The sequence below is a fragment of the Psychrobacter sp. Ps6 genome (genome assembly GCF_022129235.1).
Classification (GTDB): domain Bacteria; phylum Pseudomonadota; class Gammaproteobacteria; order Pseudomonadales; family Moraxellaceae; genus Psychrobacter.
Genome location: NZ_JADQAI010000004.1, coordinates 193,578 through 212,615 on the forward strand (window position 1 = coordinate 193,578; position 19,038 = coordinate 212,615).

Here is a 19,038-nt window from a genome sequence, read left to right on the forward strand (position 1 = left end):
GAAAAAAAGAGCATAACTGATAGAGTGATATGAATAAGAGTTCGCATGATTGTCGTGATATTATGGCGCTATCCTTATTAGCGGAACTGACGGTTTAAAACGAATATGACAAAAACAATTCCGGCGTATCAGCGGATTAAAAATGCGATATTGGACAATATTCACTCTGGCAAATGGCAAGCAGGCAACGCGATCTCGACAGAAATGGCACTGGCGACAGAGTTTGGTGTCTCACGAATGACGGTGAATCGCGCGCTCAAAGAGCTGAGCGAGGAGCGTGTATTGGAGCGGCGTCAAGGCTCAGGCACGTTTGTCGCACAGCAGCAATTCAACCATACCTTTGTAGAAGTGCGTAATATCGCAGAGGATCTAAAATCTGCCAATCGCGATTACGAAGCAAAAGTGGTGAGTAAGCGCGCAGTCACAGCTTCGATGCTCGATGATGAGTTGCGCCGCAAGTTTGGTATTGATGAAATGGCTACCGTGACTCATACAGACGCTAGTGATGCACCTGTTTTATACGAGGTGAAAATTATTCACGTTGCAGATGATCAGCCTATACAGTTTGAAGAGCGCTGGGTCGATGCTAAAAAAGTGCCTGAGTTTATTGAGCAAGACTTTACAGTGGTTAATACCAGTGATTATTTGGTTGCCAAAATACCGTTAGAGAGTGGCAGCTACACCATACGTGCGCTTGCGGCACCAAACGAGGTGGCAGATGCGTTGCAGATTGCAGCGCAGTCACCAACGCTCGTATTGCGTCGCCAGACTTATTCAGCCGGTCAGGTCGTCACTTTTGTGAAGATGTGGCATGCCGGTGATCGCTATCAATTCTCGGGTGAGCTGTAGTCCGGCGTTAATGACAGTCACTACCTAACGTATACTCACCGATTTTGTACGTTTTTTCTGTCTAAAGTGAGATACTATATCCATGAGCTGCGATTTACTTAGCAGCAGTAGCGATTTATTGAAGAGCAATCCGATCTTAATACGCTTAAAAAATTCAAAAATAATAGGGAAGCGGTATTGAAAAATATGCTGAGCACCCTCAAATCGAGCAGCCAAAGTCGAATATTGCAGAGCGGTTATTATATTGCCCTTTTGTATCGGCTTTTCCCTATTTGTTGGCGCTAACCATTTTCACTTATTCATTTACTCTTATAAGGACGTCTTATGAAACGTCGTACTCTTTTAGCCCTTGCTGCTAGTACTGTTTTGCTTGCCGCTTGTGGTCAGTCTAATACTAATGAAGCTGACACTACTGCCACTGACACTGCGTCGACAGGCGGTTCTGATTTGCTGCAACGTATCAATAACGGCGGCACGATTAACGTCGGTACAGAGGGTACATATCCTCCGTTCACGTATCATGATGAGAGTGGCAAGCTGACAGGCTATGACGTCGAAGTGACGCGTGCGGTCGCGGACAAACTGGGTGTTGATGTTGAGTTTAAAGAGACTCAGTGGGATGCGATGCTGGCAGGTTTGGATTCAAAACGCTTTGATATGGTGGCCAACCAAGTCAGCTTAACGACGCCTGAGCGTCAAGCCAAATATGACAAATCTATGGCTTATAGCTGGTCAGGCGCGGTTGCATTGGCACCGACTGATGACAACCGTTATAGCTCTTGGGATAACCTAAAGGGTTTACGTACCGCGCAATCACTCAGCAGTAACTACGGTGAGCTGGCAGAAAAATACGGTGCAGAAATCGTCCCTGTCGATGGTATGGCACAAGCGGTCCAATTGGTTAAGCAAGGCCGCGCTGACTTTACGATGAATGACAATCTAGCCGTACTCGATTATCTCAAAAAATTCCCAGACTCTGATCTTGAGATCAAACTGACAGCCCCACCAAGTGAACAAACAGGCTCAGGTCTCGTGCTTATCAAAGGCAACGATGAAGTTGTGGCAAAATTGGATGAAGCAATGGCAGCACTCGCCGCTGATGGTACACTCACCAAACTTAGCGAAGAGTTCTTTGGTGCTGATGTAAGTCAGCAGAAGTAATGTTGGCTTCTATCACATCTGTGCTCGCTGAACTATTGGCATTATTGCCATTTATGAGTCCTGATCGAGCACAGATTGTCATCTCGTCGTTTTGGCCAATGCTCAAAGGCGGTATCTATTATTCGATACCGCTGGCATTGATCTCATTTGCTATCGGTATGGCGATTGCTTTGACCGTCGCATTGATTCGGATTGTACCGCGTGCTGGTTGGTTCCATGAGATCATTTATCGCTTGGCTCGTATCTATGTATCAGCAATTCGCGGTACACCGATGCTGGTTCAGCTGTTTATTATTTTCTACGGTTTACCAAGTGTGGGCGTCAAGCTCGATCCGTTTCCTTCAGCGATCATTGCATTCTCGCTCAATATTGGTGCGTATGCATCAGAGACGGTGCGCGCCTCGATTTTGTCTATTCCAAAAGGGCAATGGGAAGCGGGTTCAACTGTTGGTTTGACGTATTTGCAGACTTTCCGTCATGTGATTTTACCGCAAGCGCTGCGCGTATCGGTGCCGCCATTATCTAACACCTTTATTAGCTTGGTAAAAGACACCTCGCTTGCTTCACTGGTATTGGTCACTGAGCTGTTTAAACAAGCGCAGATCATCACGGCCCGTAACTATGAGTTTATGCTGGTGTATACCGAAGCGGCGATTATTTATTGGGGTATCTGTCTGTTCTTGACCTTTATCCAAGGCAAGCTTGAAACGCGCCTTGATCGTTATGTAGCAAAATAAGCTACGTAGTAAAATAAGTTATGGCTCAATAGACACGCCCTAGCACAACAGGAATTTTTATGATCAAAGTCACGAATATTCATAAAGCCTTTGGTGGCAATCAAGTATTAAAAGGCATCGACTTGACCATTAATAAAGGTAAAGTGGTCGTCATATTAGGACCTTCAGGCTCGGGAAAAACCACTTTTTTGCGTTGTCTTAATGCGCTGGAGATTCCTGATAAAGGTGTCATTGCATTTGATGATGACAGCTTAAAAGTTGACTTTGCGACTAAGCCAAGCAAAAAAATGCTGCTCGCATTACAGCGTAAATCAGGTATGGTATTTCAGTCTTATAATTTGTTCCCGCATAAGACAGCCATTGAAAACTTGATGCTTGGGCCTACCGTCGTGCAAGGACAAAGCAAAGCGCAAGCACGTGAGCAGGCTTTGGTCTTGCTAGATAAAGTAGGACTATCGGACAAAGCTGATCTCTATCCATTCCAGCTATCTGGTGGTCAGCAGCAGCGTATTGGTATCGCCCGTGCGCTAGCGATTGAACCCTCATTGTTATTGTTTGATGAGCCAACGTCTGCACTTGATCCAGAGCTGGTACAGGATGTCCTTGAAACTATGAAGCAGTTAGCCTCAGAAGGCTGGACGATGGTCGTGGTGACTCACGAAATCAACTTTGCCCGTGATGTCGCGGATCACGTCGTTCTAATCGAAGATGGCGTTGTCGTCGAAGAGGGTAGCGCTAAGCAGTTATTTGAAGACTCAAAGCATCCGCGTACGCAGGCTTTTTTGCAGCGTATCGAGCAGTAAGCAGTTTATATCGTTGCAACATGTTCAGTTAGAAAAAGCCCATTCAGGGCTTTTTTTATGTCTATAATTTGAGTTTGACGGTTTTGGATAAATTTTATGTAGTCTCTGCTAGCGGAGATACAGCAAGCGAGAAAAATACCTTTTAATCAAGTCTATCTATTGTGTCGTTTTTTTAATCTAGATTTAGTTATCGCGCCTTACCAGACAACCAAATAATAAAGCTAAACGGTTTGCCGTCTTTTAAGCCAGCGAGGGACGCGCGTGGTTGTGCCATTAACCACTGCATTTAACAACGCCGCCAGCAAAATCAGCGTCACGCCCAGATATTGAATCCAAGTCAGAGCTTGATGCAGCAGTATCATTGCCAGCGCAATCGCCGTCAACGGCTCAAAAATCGTAAAAACAGACGCACGAGAGGCGGGCAGCTTCTCTAATGCTTTCATATAAAGGCCAAAGGGCACGACAGTACCCAAGAGTGATAGCCCTAACACATAGCTCCAAGTCAGTAGTGGTAACGACATTAGCTGCTCATAGGTTTGATAGGTTTTGGGCAGTAATAGCAGCCCGCACGCGCTGATCACTACGGAAGTGAAAAATACCAAAGGGGCAGGGTGCGCGTCATGCATTGCACGCTTACCGAGTACGCCGTATAGTGAGTAGCACATCCCTGCTGCCAACCCGAGCAAAACACCCCAATTGACTTGCGCTTGCTCACCCAGCATCGTCAACCCAACCCCAAAAACCGCCATGAATGCCAGTGCGATAGATTTTCGTGTGATGGACTCACTGAGTAAAAACTTTGAGAATAACAAGCTAAACACGGGCGCGGTATACAGCAAGGCTACCGCAGGGCCCGCGCCAACATAACTGACAGCAAAAAAATAGCAGACGGACATCCCCAGTACACCAATCAAGGACTGAAGTGCCAGCCCAAACCACTGCTTGGGTCGTAGTTTGATCAGCTGTGGCCATAGGGTCGGTAGCATGGCTAAAATAATCACTGCTGCCGTCACGATGCGTAATATCGTGACTTGCCAACCACTAAAGCCTATTTGATTAAGATAGGTCGAAAATATACCAAGCGTGCCCCAGCAAATTGCTGCGGTAATGATTTGAATAGTGCCTATCCATGACTGATGCGAGTATTGTATTGTCGTTCCGCTGTCTATGTTTGCCATACTGTTGTCTTCTTACGATCTAAATGACACAAAGTTTTGTCAGATTACCAGTGATTTAAACGCTCTGAGCAATACTGAAACAACAAAAGACAACCTGATTAAAGGCTGTCTTTTGTTGGTTATCTCAGTCTATCATTAAATAGCAATCGGTCGCTACTGGGCAGTGTCTTCAATTTAACTATAATCTTCTTATAATAACGTGTTGTTAAAATGATGGGCGTCCAGTACGTCACAACTTGAACTGGAAATCATATGAAATATATAGCGATAGTCGTTTTAGCTACTTTTTGCACCGTCATATATTTTATGTTTCATCCAAAATCTGTTGCACATTATTATGTTGATAACACCTGCATTGACATTATGATACAGAACAAAATAGGCGTAGGCGGCGGTAGTGACTATGTGACGATTTATAGAAGTAGAAAGTTTACAAGGCTATTTCTCAATACTGGCGACTATGCGCAGTTTCCACTTGAGACGTTGGTGCTCCTCTCTCGTTATACAGTCGATAACAAAATTGTGATTTCAGGCGGTCTACCCACGAAGATACAAGGGGATCTCAGCGATATTTTGATATTTGAAGATTTCACGGTCTATAGAGAGGCTGATATGAACGAAATAGACGCATTTGATTTTGTCCGAAAAAACGGTAGAGCTATTTAGTTTAATGACCCAATGATCAATATACAAACGTTAGATTTATTAATCAAAATAGCGGAGAAAAGATAATGGCGAGCTCAATTTATGATGTAGATATACCCAGCAACCTAACAGGCTTATTAGCAAGTTTGGTTGGACGCAAACTTATCAATATTATCAGATTTAATTACGTGCCAGAACAAGAGCTTATTGACAATTACTATATAGATCCCAAAGACTTTTTTTGTTGTTCACTAGGGCCTTTTTTATTCTATTTTGAAGATGGCTTAGTGATTGGCGGAATCAGTGATCCAAGCCAAAACACAGTCCACATGTGGGTCGAGAAAAAAGAGAATGGTGAGCATAGCGACTGGTTGCAAGAAGAGGATGAAGAAGCCATTCCTTTTTATGCTAAAGATTTTGATGAGTGGAGTATTTATCTCAATCAAGTAGTCAAATCAGTGACCATTATCAAAGAGGCTTCTGAGACTTACTCTAAAATACTGGACTTACCAAGCGAGCGAGGTGTATTACTTGAGTTTGAGAACGGCTCTGGACTTATTATGTCACATGGACTTAATAATAATACTGACGGTCCAACGCTTGCTAAACCTGATGGGATAGATCCTAATTTTGAGGGTAATCTGATTTATATCCCTGTTGCGTAATGTCCTGTGTATTTAGCGTATTAACCTATAACCTAATATTTATTTGAGAGGAAAGCTAATTAGATCCTAAAATCTATTAGATAATATACGAGAAAAGCACAGATTGTAGTCTGTGCTTTTCTTTTACCTGGCTATCATTTGCCATTGATAATGAGTGGCGTAAGACGCGAATCTTACACCTGCAATAAAAAGTTACTCAGCAACCGCTTAGCCCCTTCAGTGGCAAAGGATTCTGGGTGAAATTGCACGCCTTGAATTGGATAGTCTTTGTGCTTTAGTCCCATAATCTCATCGCCCGTCAGTGCAGATTCATCAAAGCTTAAATCAGCACGGCTCTCATTGGCGACGACTGAGGTAATCGTCAGGCAGCTTGGGATCGTATCGGCTTTTACCACCAGTGAATGATAGCGCATGATCTCAAGCTCTTGCGGCAAGCCCTGATAAATACCAGCACCATCATGGCGAATCGATGAAACCTTGCCATGCATCGGCACACTGGCACGTACCACGTCACCACCAAATACATGAGCGATGCCTTGCATACCGAGGCACACGCCCAGTAGCGGCACAGTTTTGCCCAGTTTCTCGATGACCTCGCTACAGATACCAAAATACGCAGGATCATCAGGGGAACCAGGGCCAGGTGAGATGATGATTCTATCCAGATTCATCTCTTCTATTTCTGCGAGGGTAATCTCATTATTGCGCTTCACGATGACGCTGGTTTCTTTATCATCGCTCAAAGTTTGCAAAATCTCACCCACATACTGGTAGAGATTAAAGGTAAACGAGTCGTAGTTATCGATAATTAAAACATTCATGGGACATAAACTCTTTTATAAAAATATAGCTAGGTAAAATAGGGCCAACTTGCGAATGATGCTTAGTACGAATTATGCTGTCATAAAGCTGTCGAGCACCACTTTCATCGCCGACAGTTTACGCTGAATCTCTAAGTATTCATCGGCTGGGTTTGAGTCATAAACGTTGCCACCGCAAGTTTGAGCGTAGGCAGACTCGCCATGGATAAACAGACTGCGAATAGGAATGGCAAAGATACAATCACCATTGAAATTGAACGAGCCTAATGCACCGCCATAAGCACCACGACCATCTGGCTCTAGCTCATTGATGACTTTGATGGCTTCTACCTTAGGAGCGCCTGATAGCGTACCCGCAGGGAAGTTGCTGGCAAGGGCACTGAACATATCTTCGTCAGGGTGCAGGATGCCAACGATCTCAGAGGAAATATGTTGTACGTGCGAGAAGCGCTTGATATCCATCAAACTACGCACTTTTACCGTACCAAATCGCGCCACGCGGCCAATATCGTTACGGTGCAGATCGACTAACATATTGTGTTCGGCAATTTCTTTGTCATCGTTGAGCAATGCGCGAGCAAGTTTGCGATCTTCGACCACATCGACGCCGCGTTTAGCTGTCCCTGCGAGTGGATAAGTTTCCATCTCTCCCTGACGCAAGCGAAACAGTAGCTCAGGGGAAGCGCCAATGATGCACTGCTGAGAAAATTTCATAAAATACATGTGCGGCGATGGATTGACCGCGCGCAGTTTTTCGTAGATGGGCATTTTGTCGCCAGCGATACGATATTTGGACTTAAACCCAACTTCACACTGAAAGATACGACCAGAGATAATGTCTTCTTTGACCTGCATCACTACCTTGGCATGCTCCTCTTGACTCATACCATCGCCCAAAAACTCGACTGTGGGCGCTTGGTAGCTGGGAACTGGCTCATCAAGTAGGGCTTTGATTTGCTCGATGCGATTATTCTGCTGAGCGGTTGGATAATAAAAATAGAAAATCTCGCCGGTCATCTTATCTAGCGTTAATCCATCTAAATACACGCCGAATTTGAACGGCTCAAAGTCTTCACTGGCTTTGGCTGTCAGGCTTGGCTCAAAAAAATTCACACAGTCATAGCCCAAATAACCGACGAGACCGCCACTTTGATCGCGAGCAATGACGTGCTGCGGCGTGATGGTGCGGAGCAATTGATAAGGATTGTCAGTTTGATAACGAGTCGTTTCAGCCGTTCTGTTATCAGTAATAGCGAGCGTATTACGGTCAATAGCGGCGATGGTGGTCACAGGGTCAAAACCGATAGCATGGTGGCGTGAGATATGACTGTCTTCACCCAATGATTCGAGCAAATAACAGGTGTCGAAAGCGCTCTCGATACGTTTGAATAGCGCAAAAAAATCAATATCTTGTGTCAGTTTGATACGTTGTGGTTTGCTCGGGATATCGATAAGTGCAGGTTGGGTATGTAAGGATGTACTAGCAGTCATAATAAAGTCCAAAGTGGTTCAAATATGTGTCAATCAACAAGTAATAAAGTAATGAGTAAAAGGGTAGAAAATATTGGGATCGGTGGTTTAAGCGCGTTCTCTATGGGTCGCAAGCAATGCACTCACATCATGGCTGTGCATGGCTCTAGCACCGCGAGAGACCGTTGCGATACCAACGCCTAGTTGCTCAGAGATGTCACGCTGCGTGATACCTCGATCAAGCAAGTCAAAGATACGAATACGGTTAGCAATGTCGTGCTGTTCTTTATCCGTCAGCAGGGCACTGAGTAGCTTTTCGATATCTGCGCTATCAGTACAATTTGCCAGATGACTCAGTAAGCTGTGATAAGGGTCGGTATTCATAATTTATCGTCTTATAATCAGTCGTCTTAATCAAAAACAGTCAGAATAGCCATGATATTTTTGGCTTGTATCAGCATTCTAGTACAGTAGTACAAGAAATACAAGTGATGAGCTGAGTTAATAGCAGGCTGCTGTAGAAGTGACGAGTCTCAAGGCTTGCTTACACAGATTCAACTCGTAGTCATTATCATATTCGATAGCCTATTTATAGTTAGTACCAAGCGTTGCTGCGTTGTATTGCTGCGTTTCCTTGGCGTACTAATCACTAGAATTGAGAATGTATGATATTAATTATTGCCAAATTGTTAATACTTCGTTATTATGCCTCTCATTATTTAAACGGGAATAATTATCATTAGCATTAATAGTACTATTTGCATGATATGGTGAAGTGTTTTCAAGTTCCTTAATTTTCTGATAGGCGCTATTTTAAGGGCTATTTGATGATAGGTTTTAAAAATAATTCTAATTTTTGACAGTAAACAAAGTGAGTAAATGTGTTATGCGCGAAGTAAAGTTATCTAGCAGATTGACTGTGCTATCTATGGGTGTAGCAGCGGTATTATGTGCACAAGCTGCCAGTGCTGCAACGGCAGCAGATATGCCAAACACGACATTACAGACGATCACTGTAACAGCAAATAGCTCAGTACGTGACGCTGTACAAGAAGACTCTGTCTACATAGATGACTATACGCCAGCAGCTCAAGCAAGCCATCTGAGCGATTTTCTGGACGTCGTACCGGGGGTAAGCGTAGGCGGTACCTCATCGGTCAACCAACGTATTCGTGTACGTGGTCTTGATGATACCAATCTAAAAGTAACGATTGATGGCGCACGTCAAGAAGGCGCGTTGTTCTACCATATGGGTGACGTCACTATTGATCCAGATTTGCTAAAACAAGCAGAAGTATCAGTCGGTAATAACTCAGTGACGCTAGGCAATGATGCCATCGGTGGTGCGGTTGCTTTTGAGACAGTCGACGCGGCAGATTTACTTAAGCCTGGTCAAAAAGTAGGTGCTAAGCTGCATGCAGGCTACGGCAGTAACAATGATGAACTGCTAACCTCAGCTACTGTGTATGGTGCACCAACAGAAAATATTGACTTACTAGCTTATTATGGCAAACGCGATGCTAATGCTGGTGAAGATGGTAAAGGCCGTAAAATCCAAACAGAAGACAGCGAAGGCGAAAACATCTTATTAAAAGCGGGTGCGTATGTCGGTAGTGATCATCATGTAGGCGCTAGCTTTAGCCGTACCGAAAACAAAGGTAAGTTCCCATTACGTCCAGATTTTCCTGCTGGTGGCTGGAACCCAATCATCCCGCAGGAAGTCAAACGTGATACCTATGCGCTTGACTACGCTTACAATCCTGCCAACCAGTTGGTCGATGTAGACGCCAATGTATATCAGACCAGCACACAGATTTTGCGTAACTCTGATGGCATACCTGGGTTTGAGTTTGATGCGGAAGTCAAAACCACAGGCGGCAAAGTACAGAACACCAGTATCATCGATAGCACTATTATCAACGGTGTGCCAGGGATTCATAAGTTAATCGCTGGGGTTGAGCATTACAAAAAAGAATCTGAGATGGCGCGCGATTTTGGCAAGGCGAGCACTGATGAGGCAACCAATACCTCAGTGTATCTGGAAGACCAATGGCAGATGGGCAAGCTTAGCTTAACGCCAGGCGTCCGTTATGACCGTTATGAGTCACCAGAGTATGTATCGGCTGGCAAAACTTACGACAATGTCGTTGGCGCATTGGCTGCCAGTTATGAGATTGCACCGCGTACCCAACTATTTGCAAGCTATACGCAGTTATTTAATGGCCCAGATCTTAGTCAAACGATCTTTAATTCCGATGGTGTTGATACCTATGTGAATAATGACCTAAAAGCAGAAGAAGGTGACAATGCAGAAGTCGGTATTGCGACAACGCTGCGTGGTTTGACCATGGCTGATGACTCTTTAAAGCTGAGTGCTAAGTACTTTGAAACCAATATCGAAAACTATATTGAGTTTGTACGTGCAGGTGGCAGTAGAACTGGTATGAATTGTACCACTGGGCAACTAGGTACAAGTTCTGCCCCTGAAGCCTGCCAAGGTGTCATTAATAATGACGAAGATTTTAAGATCAAAGGCGTAGAGTTATCAGCTGATTATCGCGCAGATAACTTTAACATGGGTCTAAGCTATGCTCGTGCACGTAGCAAAGGCGAAGATACGGGTTACAATATCTCTTCTGTCAGTGGTAGTGGCTCTGAATCTGGCGACAAGTATATGGTCAACTTGGGCTACGCGCCAACCAACACAACTGAGCTTGGCTGGCGCAGTACTTATGTCGCCGATGTAACACCGAATACCGCTGGTGATGACAACGAAAAACCAGGCTATGACGTGCATGATATCTTTATGACTTATGCGCCAACTCAAATCGAAGGTCTAAAAGCCACGCTAGGCGTCTACAATATCTTTGATGAGACTTATGCAAGCCACGCATCGCGCAACTCTATCGATGATGCCTATACTGATTTTGAAATGGGACGTAATATCAAAACGTCCCTAACGTATCAGTTCTAATATAGCTTATCGAATTTAAGTCTAATCGTACTTATAGAGTCAGCTGTCTGTACATGGGAGCTGGCTTTTTATTGCCTACTGGCTTTTGAATCGGCTATAGCAGCAATGACGTGCTGACTGATAAATACCTACCCTAATAACATATAATAAAGAACCAAGACCCATGATTACATTCAATCCTCGCCAAGCCTGCTTGTGGATTCACCGTTATACTGGGCTTGCTATGGCAGCCTTTTTGATCCTCGCCAGTCTCACGGGTGCGCTGCTCGCTTTTCATCATGAGCTTGATGATGTGTTCAATCATAAGCTGGCTTATATCGAGACGCAAAGCACACCGCCACGCTCTATCGCAGCGCTACATGACACAGTAATAACGACATATCCAGAGTATGCATTTTCTAGTATGCCGACCGCTATTGATGACGGTAAATCGGCTGTATTTGCTGTAGACAGATGGCGCGGCAATGCCAGTTCAGACGCGCCTGAGCCAACTTTTCATGAGGTGTATGTTGACCCTCATACTGGCGACATCATTGGAACACGGAATAAAGATACTTGGGCATGGCACAACACCATGTGGAAGGTGTTTTGGTTGCACCGTGACTTATTGCTTGGTGATATTGGTAAATGGGTCTTGGGCATTGTCTCATTGGTATGGACGATTAATTGTTTTATTGGCTTTTATTTGACCTTTCCTCGAGCAGTCAAATCGAGTCAGTCAAAACAAGTCTCTAGCAAAAAACGCGCCTCACTGTTTAAGCGCTGGCTACCTGCATGGAAAATTCGCCGCAAAACCAATACCTTTAAGCTGAACTATGATTTGCATCATGCTTTTGGTCTGTGGCTATGGGTTATGCTATTTGTCATCGCTTGGTCGAGCGTTGGGTTTAATCTAAAACCCGTTTATCAGCCTGTCATGCAGGCAGTGGTCGGTCTGACGCCAAGAGAAAGAGGGCGACCGCCAACCAAGCCTGAACCGAATAAAACAGTAGAAAATCAAGGTAGAGCAGATAAGCTTATAAACTCAAATACGACTGTTAACGATAGCCGCAATACAGCGGACGCCACCGCTCAAATAGTCAATAAGAGCAATAGTATTGCCTACCTAAGTGCCCAAGCCGATATTGCGGCGCGGCAGAATGGCGTGTCTGTACAGCAGTTATTGGGTATCCGCTGGGTTGCAGAGGACAAGCAGTGGCAGATGCGCTTTAAGACCGATAGAGATGTTGGTACACACGGCGGCGCGTCATCTATTACGGTTGATGCTGCCACAGGAGAGGTTGCGCGCGTTAATTTTGGTTATCAAAGCGGTTTTGGCAATAAAGTAGACCACTGGCTGTCAACGCTGCATATGGGACATATCGGTCAAGGTTGGAGCCATCGACTGTATCAAGCATTTTTGGCAATGATTGGACTGGCAGTTGCGGTGCTATCAGGGACAGGTGTGTATCTATGGTGGAAAGGCCGACAGCAGCGTTTAAAGGCGTTGCAAAAGGGCCGATGATATATTTATATTCTTAGGGTGGGTTTTCATTTAGATCATTATTTACTAAATGAAAGCCATACCCTAGTTATCACTTCAAGAACAAAAATATGTCGTATGCTATAGCGATAGTAAAAATGAAGCAAGCAAACTTTTCACCTAGCATGACCCACCTATGCCAACCATTATTTTCATCATAGTTTTTTGTGTAATTTACTGAAGCAATATCTTGAGTAAAATCCATAGGAATAACCACTAATCTTAGAACATATAAAGTCATTCCTAACCAAAAAAAGGTATCTGACACCTCTTTATTTAAAGCGTAATAAATGAACAGGCAAAAGCTAATCACTAAAATTAATAGAGACAGGTTTTTGTAGTTTATCCATCGATTATTTAATAGCGCCTTATGCATCAATAATTTCTTCTGTGGTTTGCGAAATGCTGTACTTAAACCGTATCCACAATCACAGGACGACCCTGATGATTGAGCACAGTTACATCGACATTGTATAAATCTTTCATTGTCTCTTGAGTAATAACATCAGCAGGACGACCAACAGCCGTCACTTCTCCTGCTTTCATTGTAACGACCGTATCGGCAAACTGCGCTGCTTGGTTGATATCATGCAGGACAATTACCACGGTTTTTTGCTGATTGTGGCTAAGTTGACGTAGTTCACGCATCAGCCGACCCGCATGATACATATCTAAATTGTTGAGTGGCTCGTCCAGTAGCAAATACGGCGTATCTTGACAGACGATCATCGCAATCAGCACCCGCTGGCGTTGACCCCCTGAAAGGGTTGATAAAAACCGATCCGCAAGTGGCTCCAGCTCAAATCTTTCAAGGATTGATTGGACTTTTTGCTGATCGTCTACGGTTGGTTGTCCTTGATGGTACGGATAACGACCAAACATCAGCAGCTCATGCACGCGCAGGCGTCCTTGCACATGATTGTCTTGTCCGAGCATCGCGACCGTCTTGGCAAGTGTCCGCGCCTGACAGCTGATAATGTCACGTTCCTCATTATCTACAGCAAAGCTTACTTGTCCAGACTGTAGTGGTTGCAAACGGGCCATGACAGAAAACAACGTCGATTTTCCAGCGCCGTTAGGCCCAATCAAAGCAATGACTTGCGCCGTTGGTAGGGACAACGTAATATCATGCAATATTTGTTGTTTGCCAATATGGTGAGAGATATTATTCAGTTTAATCATAATCGTCTTATTTTAAAAAATCTTAGGGCTTTCTTTATTAACAGTCTCATCTAAGTGGTCATACTGAACGGCGCTGAGACATAAATATTAAGGCCAAGAACACGAGACCACCTGCGAGCTCTATCACGACGGACAATACGCCTGCCATGTCTAGCACTTGCTCAAAGAGTGTCTGACCCAGTACTAAGCAAATCATAGCGACCAAACTGACCAATATCAGCCGCTCGGTGTGATACATATGTCGAGCAATACGATTGGTCAATGCGCAAACCAATAGACCAAAGAAAGTTACAGGACCGACCAGTGCAGTGGCTGTGGCAACCAATACAGCGATGACAGTTAATAGACCAAATGCCAGACGTTGATAATTGATGCCAAGGTTAATGGCTTGGGCTTGACCTAGCATCAGTACATCACACTGATAACGCCAGCGCCATACAAACACCGCAGTGATGACACAGATCAATAAGCTGATGCCTAGTAGCTGAGGATTGACGGTATTGAACTGCGCGTAGCTAGCAGACTGTACGACCACAAAATCATCAGGGTTAATCAGCCGTGCAATGAGCGCTGATAAACTACGAAACAACACGCCAAAGATAACGCCCACCAATATTAGCCGCGTCAGATCCTGACTGCTTTTAGAAAATAATAGCTTAAATAATAATAAAGATGCGCCAAACATCAGGACAATCTCTAGCGTGAATTTGGCAATAGGATCGAGACTGGTAAAACTAATCGCCCCTAAAAAGAAAACCAGTAAGCTTTGCAACAGAACATAGAGTGAATCAAACCCGAGTAGGGAGGGCGTTAGAATTGGATTGTGAGTCAACGTCTGAAATAATAACGTCGATACACCAATCGCATAGCCAACCACCATTAGTGCCAATAGTTTCTTGCCTCGTAGCGGTAGCGCAAAGTCCCAATAGCCATTGACATTGAGTGTCATAAACAAGGTCATCGAGATCAGTAGAATAATAGCTGCTATGGACTGTGGATGCGCAGCTATCCATGCCCAAAGTTTTGCCAACTGACTTTGGGCAGCAGCTGAATACTGACCGTCTGCTGAAGATGAGTTATCTATCGCTGTGCTAGGGTCTATAGCATCAGTCTTGGTGGAAGTAAGCTTAGTTGATGAGAACATACAAAAATCCTATGGTGCCAAGCTTATCTACTCAAGCAAAAAATGAACGACGGTAAGTGAGTGCTACAGATTAATACACAGTTAGTGAACATAGTGCTACTGCTCAGTTGGCGCGCGCAATAATAGCCACAAAAACAGCACCGTACCGACCACGCCAAAGACGGTGGCAACAGGCACTTCGAATGGATAGCGAATCGAGCGACCGATAATATCGCACAGCAATACTGCCGAAGCGCCAAGTAGCGCGACTGCGGGCAAGCTACGACGCAACTTATCTCCCATCAGTCGGCTCACAATGTTTGGTACGACGAGGCCAATAAAAGGAATCATACCGACCGTCACGACCACAACGGCACTCATCATGGCGACCATACCCACGCCAATCCACGTGACTTGGCGCTTACTAATACCCAAGTTCAGTGCGATGTTGTCACCCAAACCAACGATGGTTAGCTTATCGGCGATGATATAGGCGAGCACACATAGACCACCCGTGAGCCACAGTAGCTCATAACGACCTGCCAACACGCCTGAGAAATCCCCAAACTGCCACACGCTCAGCATCTGTAGCGATTCGGTTTGATAGGCGATAAAGGTAGTGACTGCTTCGATAATGCCGCCGAAGACAATACCAATCAGCGGAATCATCAAAAAATCAGTCGGCGGAATACGGTGAATGAGCAGCATAAAGAGCATCATACCCAGCATGGCTGCAATGGTCGCTACGCTCATCTTCACAATGAGCGCACTGGCAGGGAACAGTAGGCTGACCACTAGCAAACCGAGCGCGGCGCTCTGGGTCGCGCCGACCATGGACGGCTCTACAAAGCGGTTTTTTAGCACTACTTGGATAATCATTCCCGCCACTGCCATCGCAATGCCCGTCAAAATAATCGCAACGGTACGCGGGATACGGCTGACCAGTAGTAGCGAGCTATCAGAGTTTGCACTATGACTAAGGATACTTTGTAAAATACCCGACCACGAAAAGTCAGCCACACCAATAGATAAGCTCAATAACACCAAAAGCCCCATAAGAATGAGGCTTGCGGTGTTGATTAACCACGGTGGTATGGCGGCACGTCGATATTTCGAGCCTAAAGTATGGCTAGCGCTTCCTTGCCAATTTGATACTGGCAAAGAAGCGTTAGGTTTGAGCCTAGCACGAGCACGGTTTGAAAATAACGACATAATTTCTATTGGCTTAAAAATGAGCAGTGATAACAGTAGTAATAATTGCATGCGTTGTGTGCAATTACTTGCGCAACGACCTAGTAGTAGGGCAATTATTCAACAATAAGCACAGTTACTTAGCGTTAGCAAAGGCATCTTTAATCGTTGTGAGATCCTGCATCCATTGGTAATAGCCACCAAACGCTAGGTAAGAATCTGGGCTCAGATACACCACTTGCTGCTTGCTCCAAGCATTAGTCTGCGCGACCAGCGGATTGTCCAATACGGCTTTGGCACCGATACCATCTTCACCAATTGCGGCACTGCGATCGATAACAAACAACCAGTCTGGATTGGCTTGTTGGATATATTCAAAAGAGACCGGCTGTCCATGAGGGGCATCGGCAATTTGCTTATCTGCCATTGGTACACCTAATGCAGTATGGATAAACCCGTAACGAGATTTGTCGCCATATGCTGACATTTTGTTGCCATTGACCATGACGACTAGGCCAGTGCCTTTATCTTTGGTGACATCCTTTGTCTCGTCGATAAGCGTATCTATGTTTTGTTGTAGTGTAGCTGCCTGATCGCTTTTGCCAAACAACGCACCCAAATCATGCAGACGCTGCTTACTCGACTCATAGATATTAGCCGTATCAATAGACATATCCAACGTCGGCGCGATACTTGACAGTTCATTATACTTTTCTGCCATGCGTGAGCCCACCAAGATTGCTTGTGGTTGCATCGCATTCAACGCTTCAAGATCTGGCTCAAACACGGTGCCGACCGCTTTTGGTTCAGGCTGCGTTTCTGAATGTAAATTGTCTAACCGCAAGTTACTTGGCATGCCGTCAACTGCCACGTCTAGTGCCGCCAAATCTTGCATCAAGGTCATGTCGTACACGACGAGTGGTGATGGGTTGATGGGCATTTCGACATCGCCTTTTACGGTATTTACCGTAATTTTTTCGGCAGAGACAGCATCATTACTGGCGACATTTGATGATTCATCAGCCGTCTGGTTGGCAGTATTTGCATCAGCTGGCTCAGAATCATTGGCTTCGTTTGAGCTACAACCTGTCACACTGATAGCAGCGACCAAAGCTGTCATCATAGTAGCCAATAATGGACGCTTAAAAAAAGGACTGATAGAGCGATTTGATAATGAAGTAGTAGACATAATAGACTCGGTATATCGTATATTTAGGCAATTTTTTAATAATCTAATTGCACATGTAGGACAATAAAAAATAGGAGAATGACTAAGCATATTTTCGAATAAATTCGAGATAGGCTGATAGAAATCTCATCGGTTCTGACCGCTGACCTTTTTCTTGTAAGCTAGGTGTTTTTATAATTTGAATATTCTTATATAAATCATTTTTTAAAATAGGACTGCTACACAGAGCAGTCGCTATGATAAAGTAGTTGAGACTCATTATCAATACAAATGATAATGGTTTTTATTAGCAATGGATAGCTATCTATAAATAATTGTCTACAGGATGAGTCGGTATTTGTATCACTAAATAGTTAGTGTTTTTTCCTAAAGACAGGCAGTAGGTGATTCACACGTATTAAAATAGAGGTGTTGGTTAATCAAATAAGCTCAGCAAAAGAAGTCTAAAAAAGTTGGCAGATAAAGAAATATTGTAAATTATTATTGATAATAATTATCGTTTGCATTATTATCTACGCCATTCCATCCCGGACAATAAATATTAGGCTGTTATGAGTTCAACGGATTTAGAGGCCCCACCAATCAGATCGATACTACTCTCTATTTTAGTAGTGGTAGGACTACATGTGCTAACAGCAGTCGCATTGGTGAGCATAAAAGCGCCCAAATTACAGCCTGAGCCAAAACAAGACATACCGCCGGTCGAAATAGAGTTCGTTACGCTACCGACTAAAAGCGCAGCGCCTATAGCAGAAACAAAAGAACCTGTGCAGCAGGTCAAAAAGGTCACCGTCAAAAAAGAAGTGCAACCTAAGCCTGTACAAAAGCCAAAAGCAGAGCTACCGCCTAAGAAGCGTGTCGAGACACCTATAGAACCAGCGAAGCCTGTGGTGAAAAAAGTATCTGAAACATCGCCAATCATCGCAACCGAAAAAACATCTACTGAGAGTAGTCAAAAGCCTGTACCAAAAGAAGCAGCACCCAAAAAGATCAGTCCAGAACCGATAGTCGATACATCGGCTGCTGATGAACAGCGCAAAGAGGCTGCTGCCCAAGCCAAAAAAGCCGCTCAAGAAGCACAAGACAGAGCAGCGCAAGAAGCTAAAAGAGTCGCGGATGCTAAGGCTGCGGCACAAGCCAAAGCTGCTAGAGAAGCAGAAGCCGCCGCCCAAGCAAAAGCCGCTAGAGAAGCAGCTGAGGCTGCTGCTCGAGCACAGAGTAATGAGCCTGTGAGCTTTACTGCGAGCGCTGCCAATTGGGCCTCTGCGCCAAACTTTAGCTTTCCTGATCGTGCGGCACGTAGAGCGCGTTCAGGTGATACGCTCAACGTGGTATTGGTACTGCGCGTCAATAAACAAGGTGGTATCGATAGCGTGCGAGTGGCGCAGTCTTCAGGCAATACTTTGCTGGATAAAGAAGCCCAGCGTCAAGTACGCTCTGGCAAGTTCAAACCCTTTACCAAGAATGGTGCACCAGTGGTGGGCAATGTGACCTTACCGATCAGCTACGCGGTTCCTTGAGCATTTAT

At 44.7% G+C, this 19,038-nt stretch carries 17 protein-coding genes; 9 read left to right on the forward strand and 8 right to left on the reverse strand.

Features of this window, described 5'->3' with window-relative positions; all coding sequences use genetic code 11:
- Positions 1 to 105 precede the first annotated feature (105 nt).
- From I3255_RS06700 to I3255_RS06715, 4 genes are all read left to right on the forward strand, one after another.
- Entirely contained in the window at positions 106 to 849 is a 744-nt protein-coding gene (locus I3255_RS06700) for a UTRA domain-containing protein (RefSeq protein WP_238038119.1), read from the forward strand.
- A 324-nt stretch (positions 850 to 1,173) separates the two neighbouring features.
- Positions 1,174 to 2,010 carry an amino acid ABC transporter substrate-binding protein gene (locus I3255_RS06705; RefSeq protein ID WP_238038120.1) on the forward strand — a complete coding sequence of 279 codons (837 nt, stop codon included), beginning with the start codon at positions 1,174 to 1,176 and terminating at the stop codon, positions 2,008 to 2,010.
- Positions 2,010 to 2,747, forward strand: coding sequence for an amino acid ABC transporter permease (locus I3255_RS06710; RefSeq protein WP_075106828.1), 738 nt, complete (start codon positions 2,010 to 2,012; stop codon positions 2,745 to 2,747). The genes I3255_RS06705 and I3255_RS06710 overlap by 1 nt, the downstream gene beginning before the upstream one ends.
- Before the next feature lie 59 nt (positions 2,748 to 2,806).
- Entirely contained in the window at positions 2,807 to 3,550 is a 744-nt protein-coding gene (locus I3255_RS06715) for an amino acid ABC transporter ATP-binding protein (protein WP_238038121.1), read from the forward strand.
- 221 nt (positions 3,551 to 3,771) lie between these two features.
- On the opposite strand, the gene I3255_RS06720 is transcribed toward I3255_RS06715, so the two are convergent.
- Positions 3,772 to 4,728, reverse strand: a complete 957-nt coding sequence (locus tag I3255_RS06720) for an EamA family transporter (protein WP_238038122.1) — start codon at positions 4,726 to 4,728, stop codon at positions 3,772 to 3,774.
- 363 nt (positions 4,729 to 5,091) lie between these two features.
- Between I3255_RS06720 and I3255_RS06725 the strand changes: the two genes are divergently transcribed.
- Positions 5,092 to 5,394, forward strand: coding sequence for a hypothetical protein (locus I3255_RS06725; protein ID WP_238038123.1), 303 nt, complete (start codon positions 5,092 to 5,094; stop codon positions 5,392 to 5,394).
- A gap of 65 nt (positions 5,395 to 5,459) precedes the next feature.
- Positions 5,460 to 6,038 carry a hypothetical protein gene (locus tag I3255_RS06730; RefSeq protein WP_238038124.1) on the forward strand — a complete coding sequence of 193 codons (579 nt, stop codon included), beginning with the start codon at positions 5,460 to 5,462 and terminating at the stop codon, positions 6,036 to 6,038.
- A gap of 173 nt (positions 6,039 to 6,211) precedes the next feature.
- Here the strand turns inward: I3255_RS06730 and I3255_RS06735 are convergent, their stop codons facing one another.
- The 3 genes from I3255_RS06735 to I3255_RS06745 form a co-directional block, all read right to left on the reverse strand.
- Positions 6,212 to 6,859: an aminodeoxychorismate/anthranilate synthase component II gene (locus I3255_RS06735; RefSeq protein ID WP_238038125.1), complete on the reverse strand. Its 648-nt coding sequence runs from the start codon at positions 6,857 to 6,859 to the stop codon at positions 6,212 to 6,214.
- A gap of 72 nt (positions 6,860 to 6,931) precedes the next feature.
- Positions 6,932 to 8,350 carry an anthranilate synthase component I family protein gene (locus tag I3255_RS06740; protein ID WP_238038126.1) on the reverse strand — a complete coding sequence of 473 codons (1,419 nt, stop codon included), beginning with the start codon at positions 8,348 to 8,350 and terminating at the stop codon, positions 6,932 to 6,934.
- Positions 8,351 to 8,437: 87 nt separating this feature from the next.
- Entirely contained in the window at positions 8,438 to 8,713 is a 276-nt protein-coding gene (locus I3255_RS06745) for a Trp family transcriptional regulator (RefSeq protein WP_238038127.1), read from the reverse strand.
- A gap of 502 nt (positions 8,714 to 9,215) precedes the next feature.
- On the opposite strand from I3255_RS06745, the gene I3255_RS06750 reads away from it, so the two are divergent.
- Positions 9,216 to 11,303, forward strand: coding sequence for a TonB-dependent receptor (locus I3255_RS06750; protein WP_238038128.1), 2,088 nt, complete (start codon positions 9,216 to 9,218; stop codon positions 11,301 to 11,303).
- 163 nt (positions 11,304 to 11,466) lie between these two features.
- Positions 11,467 to 12,807: a PepSY-associated TM helix domain-containing protein gene (locus I3255_RS06755; protein ID WP_238038129.1), complete on the forward strand. Its 1,341-nt coding sequence runs from the start codon at positions 11,467 to 11,469 to the stop codon at positions 12,805 to 12,807.
- A gap of 429 nt (positions 12,808 to 13,236) precedes the next feature.
- On the opposite strand, the gene I3255_RS06760 is transcribed toward I3255_RS06755, so the two are convergent.
- From I3255_RS06760 to I3255_RS06775, 4 genes are all read right to left on the reverse strand, one after another.
- Positions 13,237 to 14,007, reverse strand: a complete 771-nt coding sequence (locus tag I3255_RS06760; RefSeq protein ID WP_238038130.1) for an ATP-binding cassette domain-containing protein — start codon at positions 14,005 to 14,007, stop codon at positions 13,237 to 13,239.
- Between the two features lie 58 nt (positions 14,008 to 14,065).
- Positions 14,066 to 15,151, reverse strand: a complete 1,086-nt coding sequence (locus I3255_RS06765; RefSeq protein WP_238038131.1) for an iron chelate uptake ABC transporter family permease subunit — start codon at positions 15,149 to 15,151, stop codon at positions 14,066 to 14,068.
- A gap of 96 nt (positions 15,152 to 15,247) precedes the next feature.
- On the reverse strand, positions 15,248 to 16,342 hold the full coding sequence (locus tag I3255_RS06770; protein WP_238038132.1) for an iron chelate uptake ABC transporter family permease subunit: 1,095 nt from the start codon (positions 16,340 to 16,342) through the stop codon (positions 15,248 to 15,250).
- A gap of 115 nt (positions 16,343 to 16,457) precedes the next feature.
- Positions 16,458 to 17,510 (reverse strand): siderophore ABC transporter substrate-binding protein, encoded by a 1,053-nt coding sequence (locus tag I3255_RS06775; RefSeq protein WP_238038133.1) that lies wholly within the window; start codon positions 17,508 to 17,510, stop codon positions 16,458 to 16,460.
- Positions 17,511 to 18,136: 626 nt separating this feature from the next.
- On the opposite strand from I3255_RS06775, the gene I3255_RS06780 reads away from it, so the two are divergent.
- Positions 18,137 to 19,030: an energy transducer TonB gene (locus I3255_RS06780; protein ID WP_238038134.1), complete on the forward strand. Its 894-nt coding sequence runs from the start codon at positions 18,137 to 18,139 to the stop codon at positions 19,028 to 19,030.
- Positions 19,031 to 19,038: the final 8 nt, after the last annotated feature.

What these genes read in the sequence shown, in the direction of transcription:
- I3255_RS06765 (WP_238038131.1), bottom strand. Translation starts at nt 15,151, where the DNA reads ATGTTCTCATCAACTAAGCTTACTTCCACCAAGACTGATGCTATAGAC.
- I3255_RS06725 (WP_238038123.1), top strand. Translation starts at nt 5,092, where the DNA reads ATGATACAGAACAAAATAGGCGTAGGCGGCGGTAGTGACTATGTGACG.
- I3255_RS06770 (WP_238038132.1), bottom strand. Translation starts at nt 16,342, where the DNA reads ATGTCGTTATTTTCAAACCGTGCTCGTGCTAGGCTCAAACCTAACGCT.
- I3255_RS06720 (WP_238038122.1), bottom strand. Translation starts at nt 4,728, where the DNA reads ATGGCAAACATAGACAGCGGAACGACAATACAATACTCGCATCAGTCA.
- I3255_RS06740 (WP_238038126.1), bottom strand. Translation starts at nt 8,350, where the DNA reads ATGACTGCTAGTACATCCTTACATACCCAACCTGCACTTATCGATATC.
- I3255_RS06750 (WP_238038128.1), top strand. Translation starts at nt 9,216, where the DNA reads ATGCGCGAAGTAAAGTTATCTAGCAGATTGACTGTGCTATCTATGGGT.
- I3255_RS06760 (WP_238038130.1), bottom strand. Translation starts at nt 14,007, where the DNA reads ATGATTAAACTGAATAATATCTCTCACCATATTGGCAAACAACAAATA.
- I3255_RS06710 (WP_075106828.1), top strand. Translation starts at nt 2,010, where the DNA reads ATGTTGGCTTCTATCACATCTGTGCTCGCTGAACTATTGGCATTATTG.
- I3255_RS06705 (WP_238038120.1), top strand. Translation starts at nt 1,174, where the DNA reads ATGAAACGTCGTACTCTTTTAGCCCTTGCTGCTAGTACTGTTTTGCTT.
- I3255_RS06715 (WP_238038121.1), top strand. Translation starts at nt 2,807, where the DNA reads ATGATCAAAGTCACGAATATTCATAAAGCCTTTGGTGGCAATCAAGTA.
- I3255_RS06775 (WP_238038133.1), bottom strand. Translation starts at nt 17,510, where the DNA reads ATGTCTACTACTTCATTATCAAATCGCTCTATCAGTCCTTTTTTTAAG.
- I3255_RS06745 (WP_238038127.1), bottom strand. Translation starts at nt 8,713, where the DNA reads ATGAATACCGACCCTTATCACAGCTTACTGAGTCATCTGGCAAATTGT.
- I3255_RS06735 (WP_238038125.1), bottom strand. Translation starts at nt 6,859, where the DNA reads ATGAATGTTTTAATTATCGATAACTACGACTCGTTTACCTTTAATCTC.
- I3255_RS06700 (WP_238038119.1), top strand. Translation starts at nt 106, where the DNA reads ATGACAAAAACAATTCCGGCGTATCAGCGGATTAAAAATGCGATATTG.
- I3255_RS06730 (WP_238038124.1), top strand. Translation starts at nt 5,460, where the DNA reads ATGGCGAGCTCAATTTATGATGTAGATATACCCAGCAACCTAACAGGC.
- I3255_RS06755 (WP_238038129.1), top strand. Translation starts at nt 11,467, where the DNA reads ATGATTACATTCAATCCTCGCCAAGCCTGCTTGTGGATTCACCGTTAT.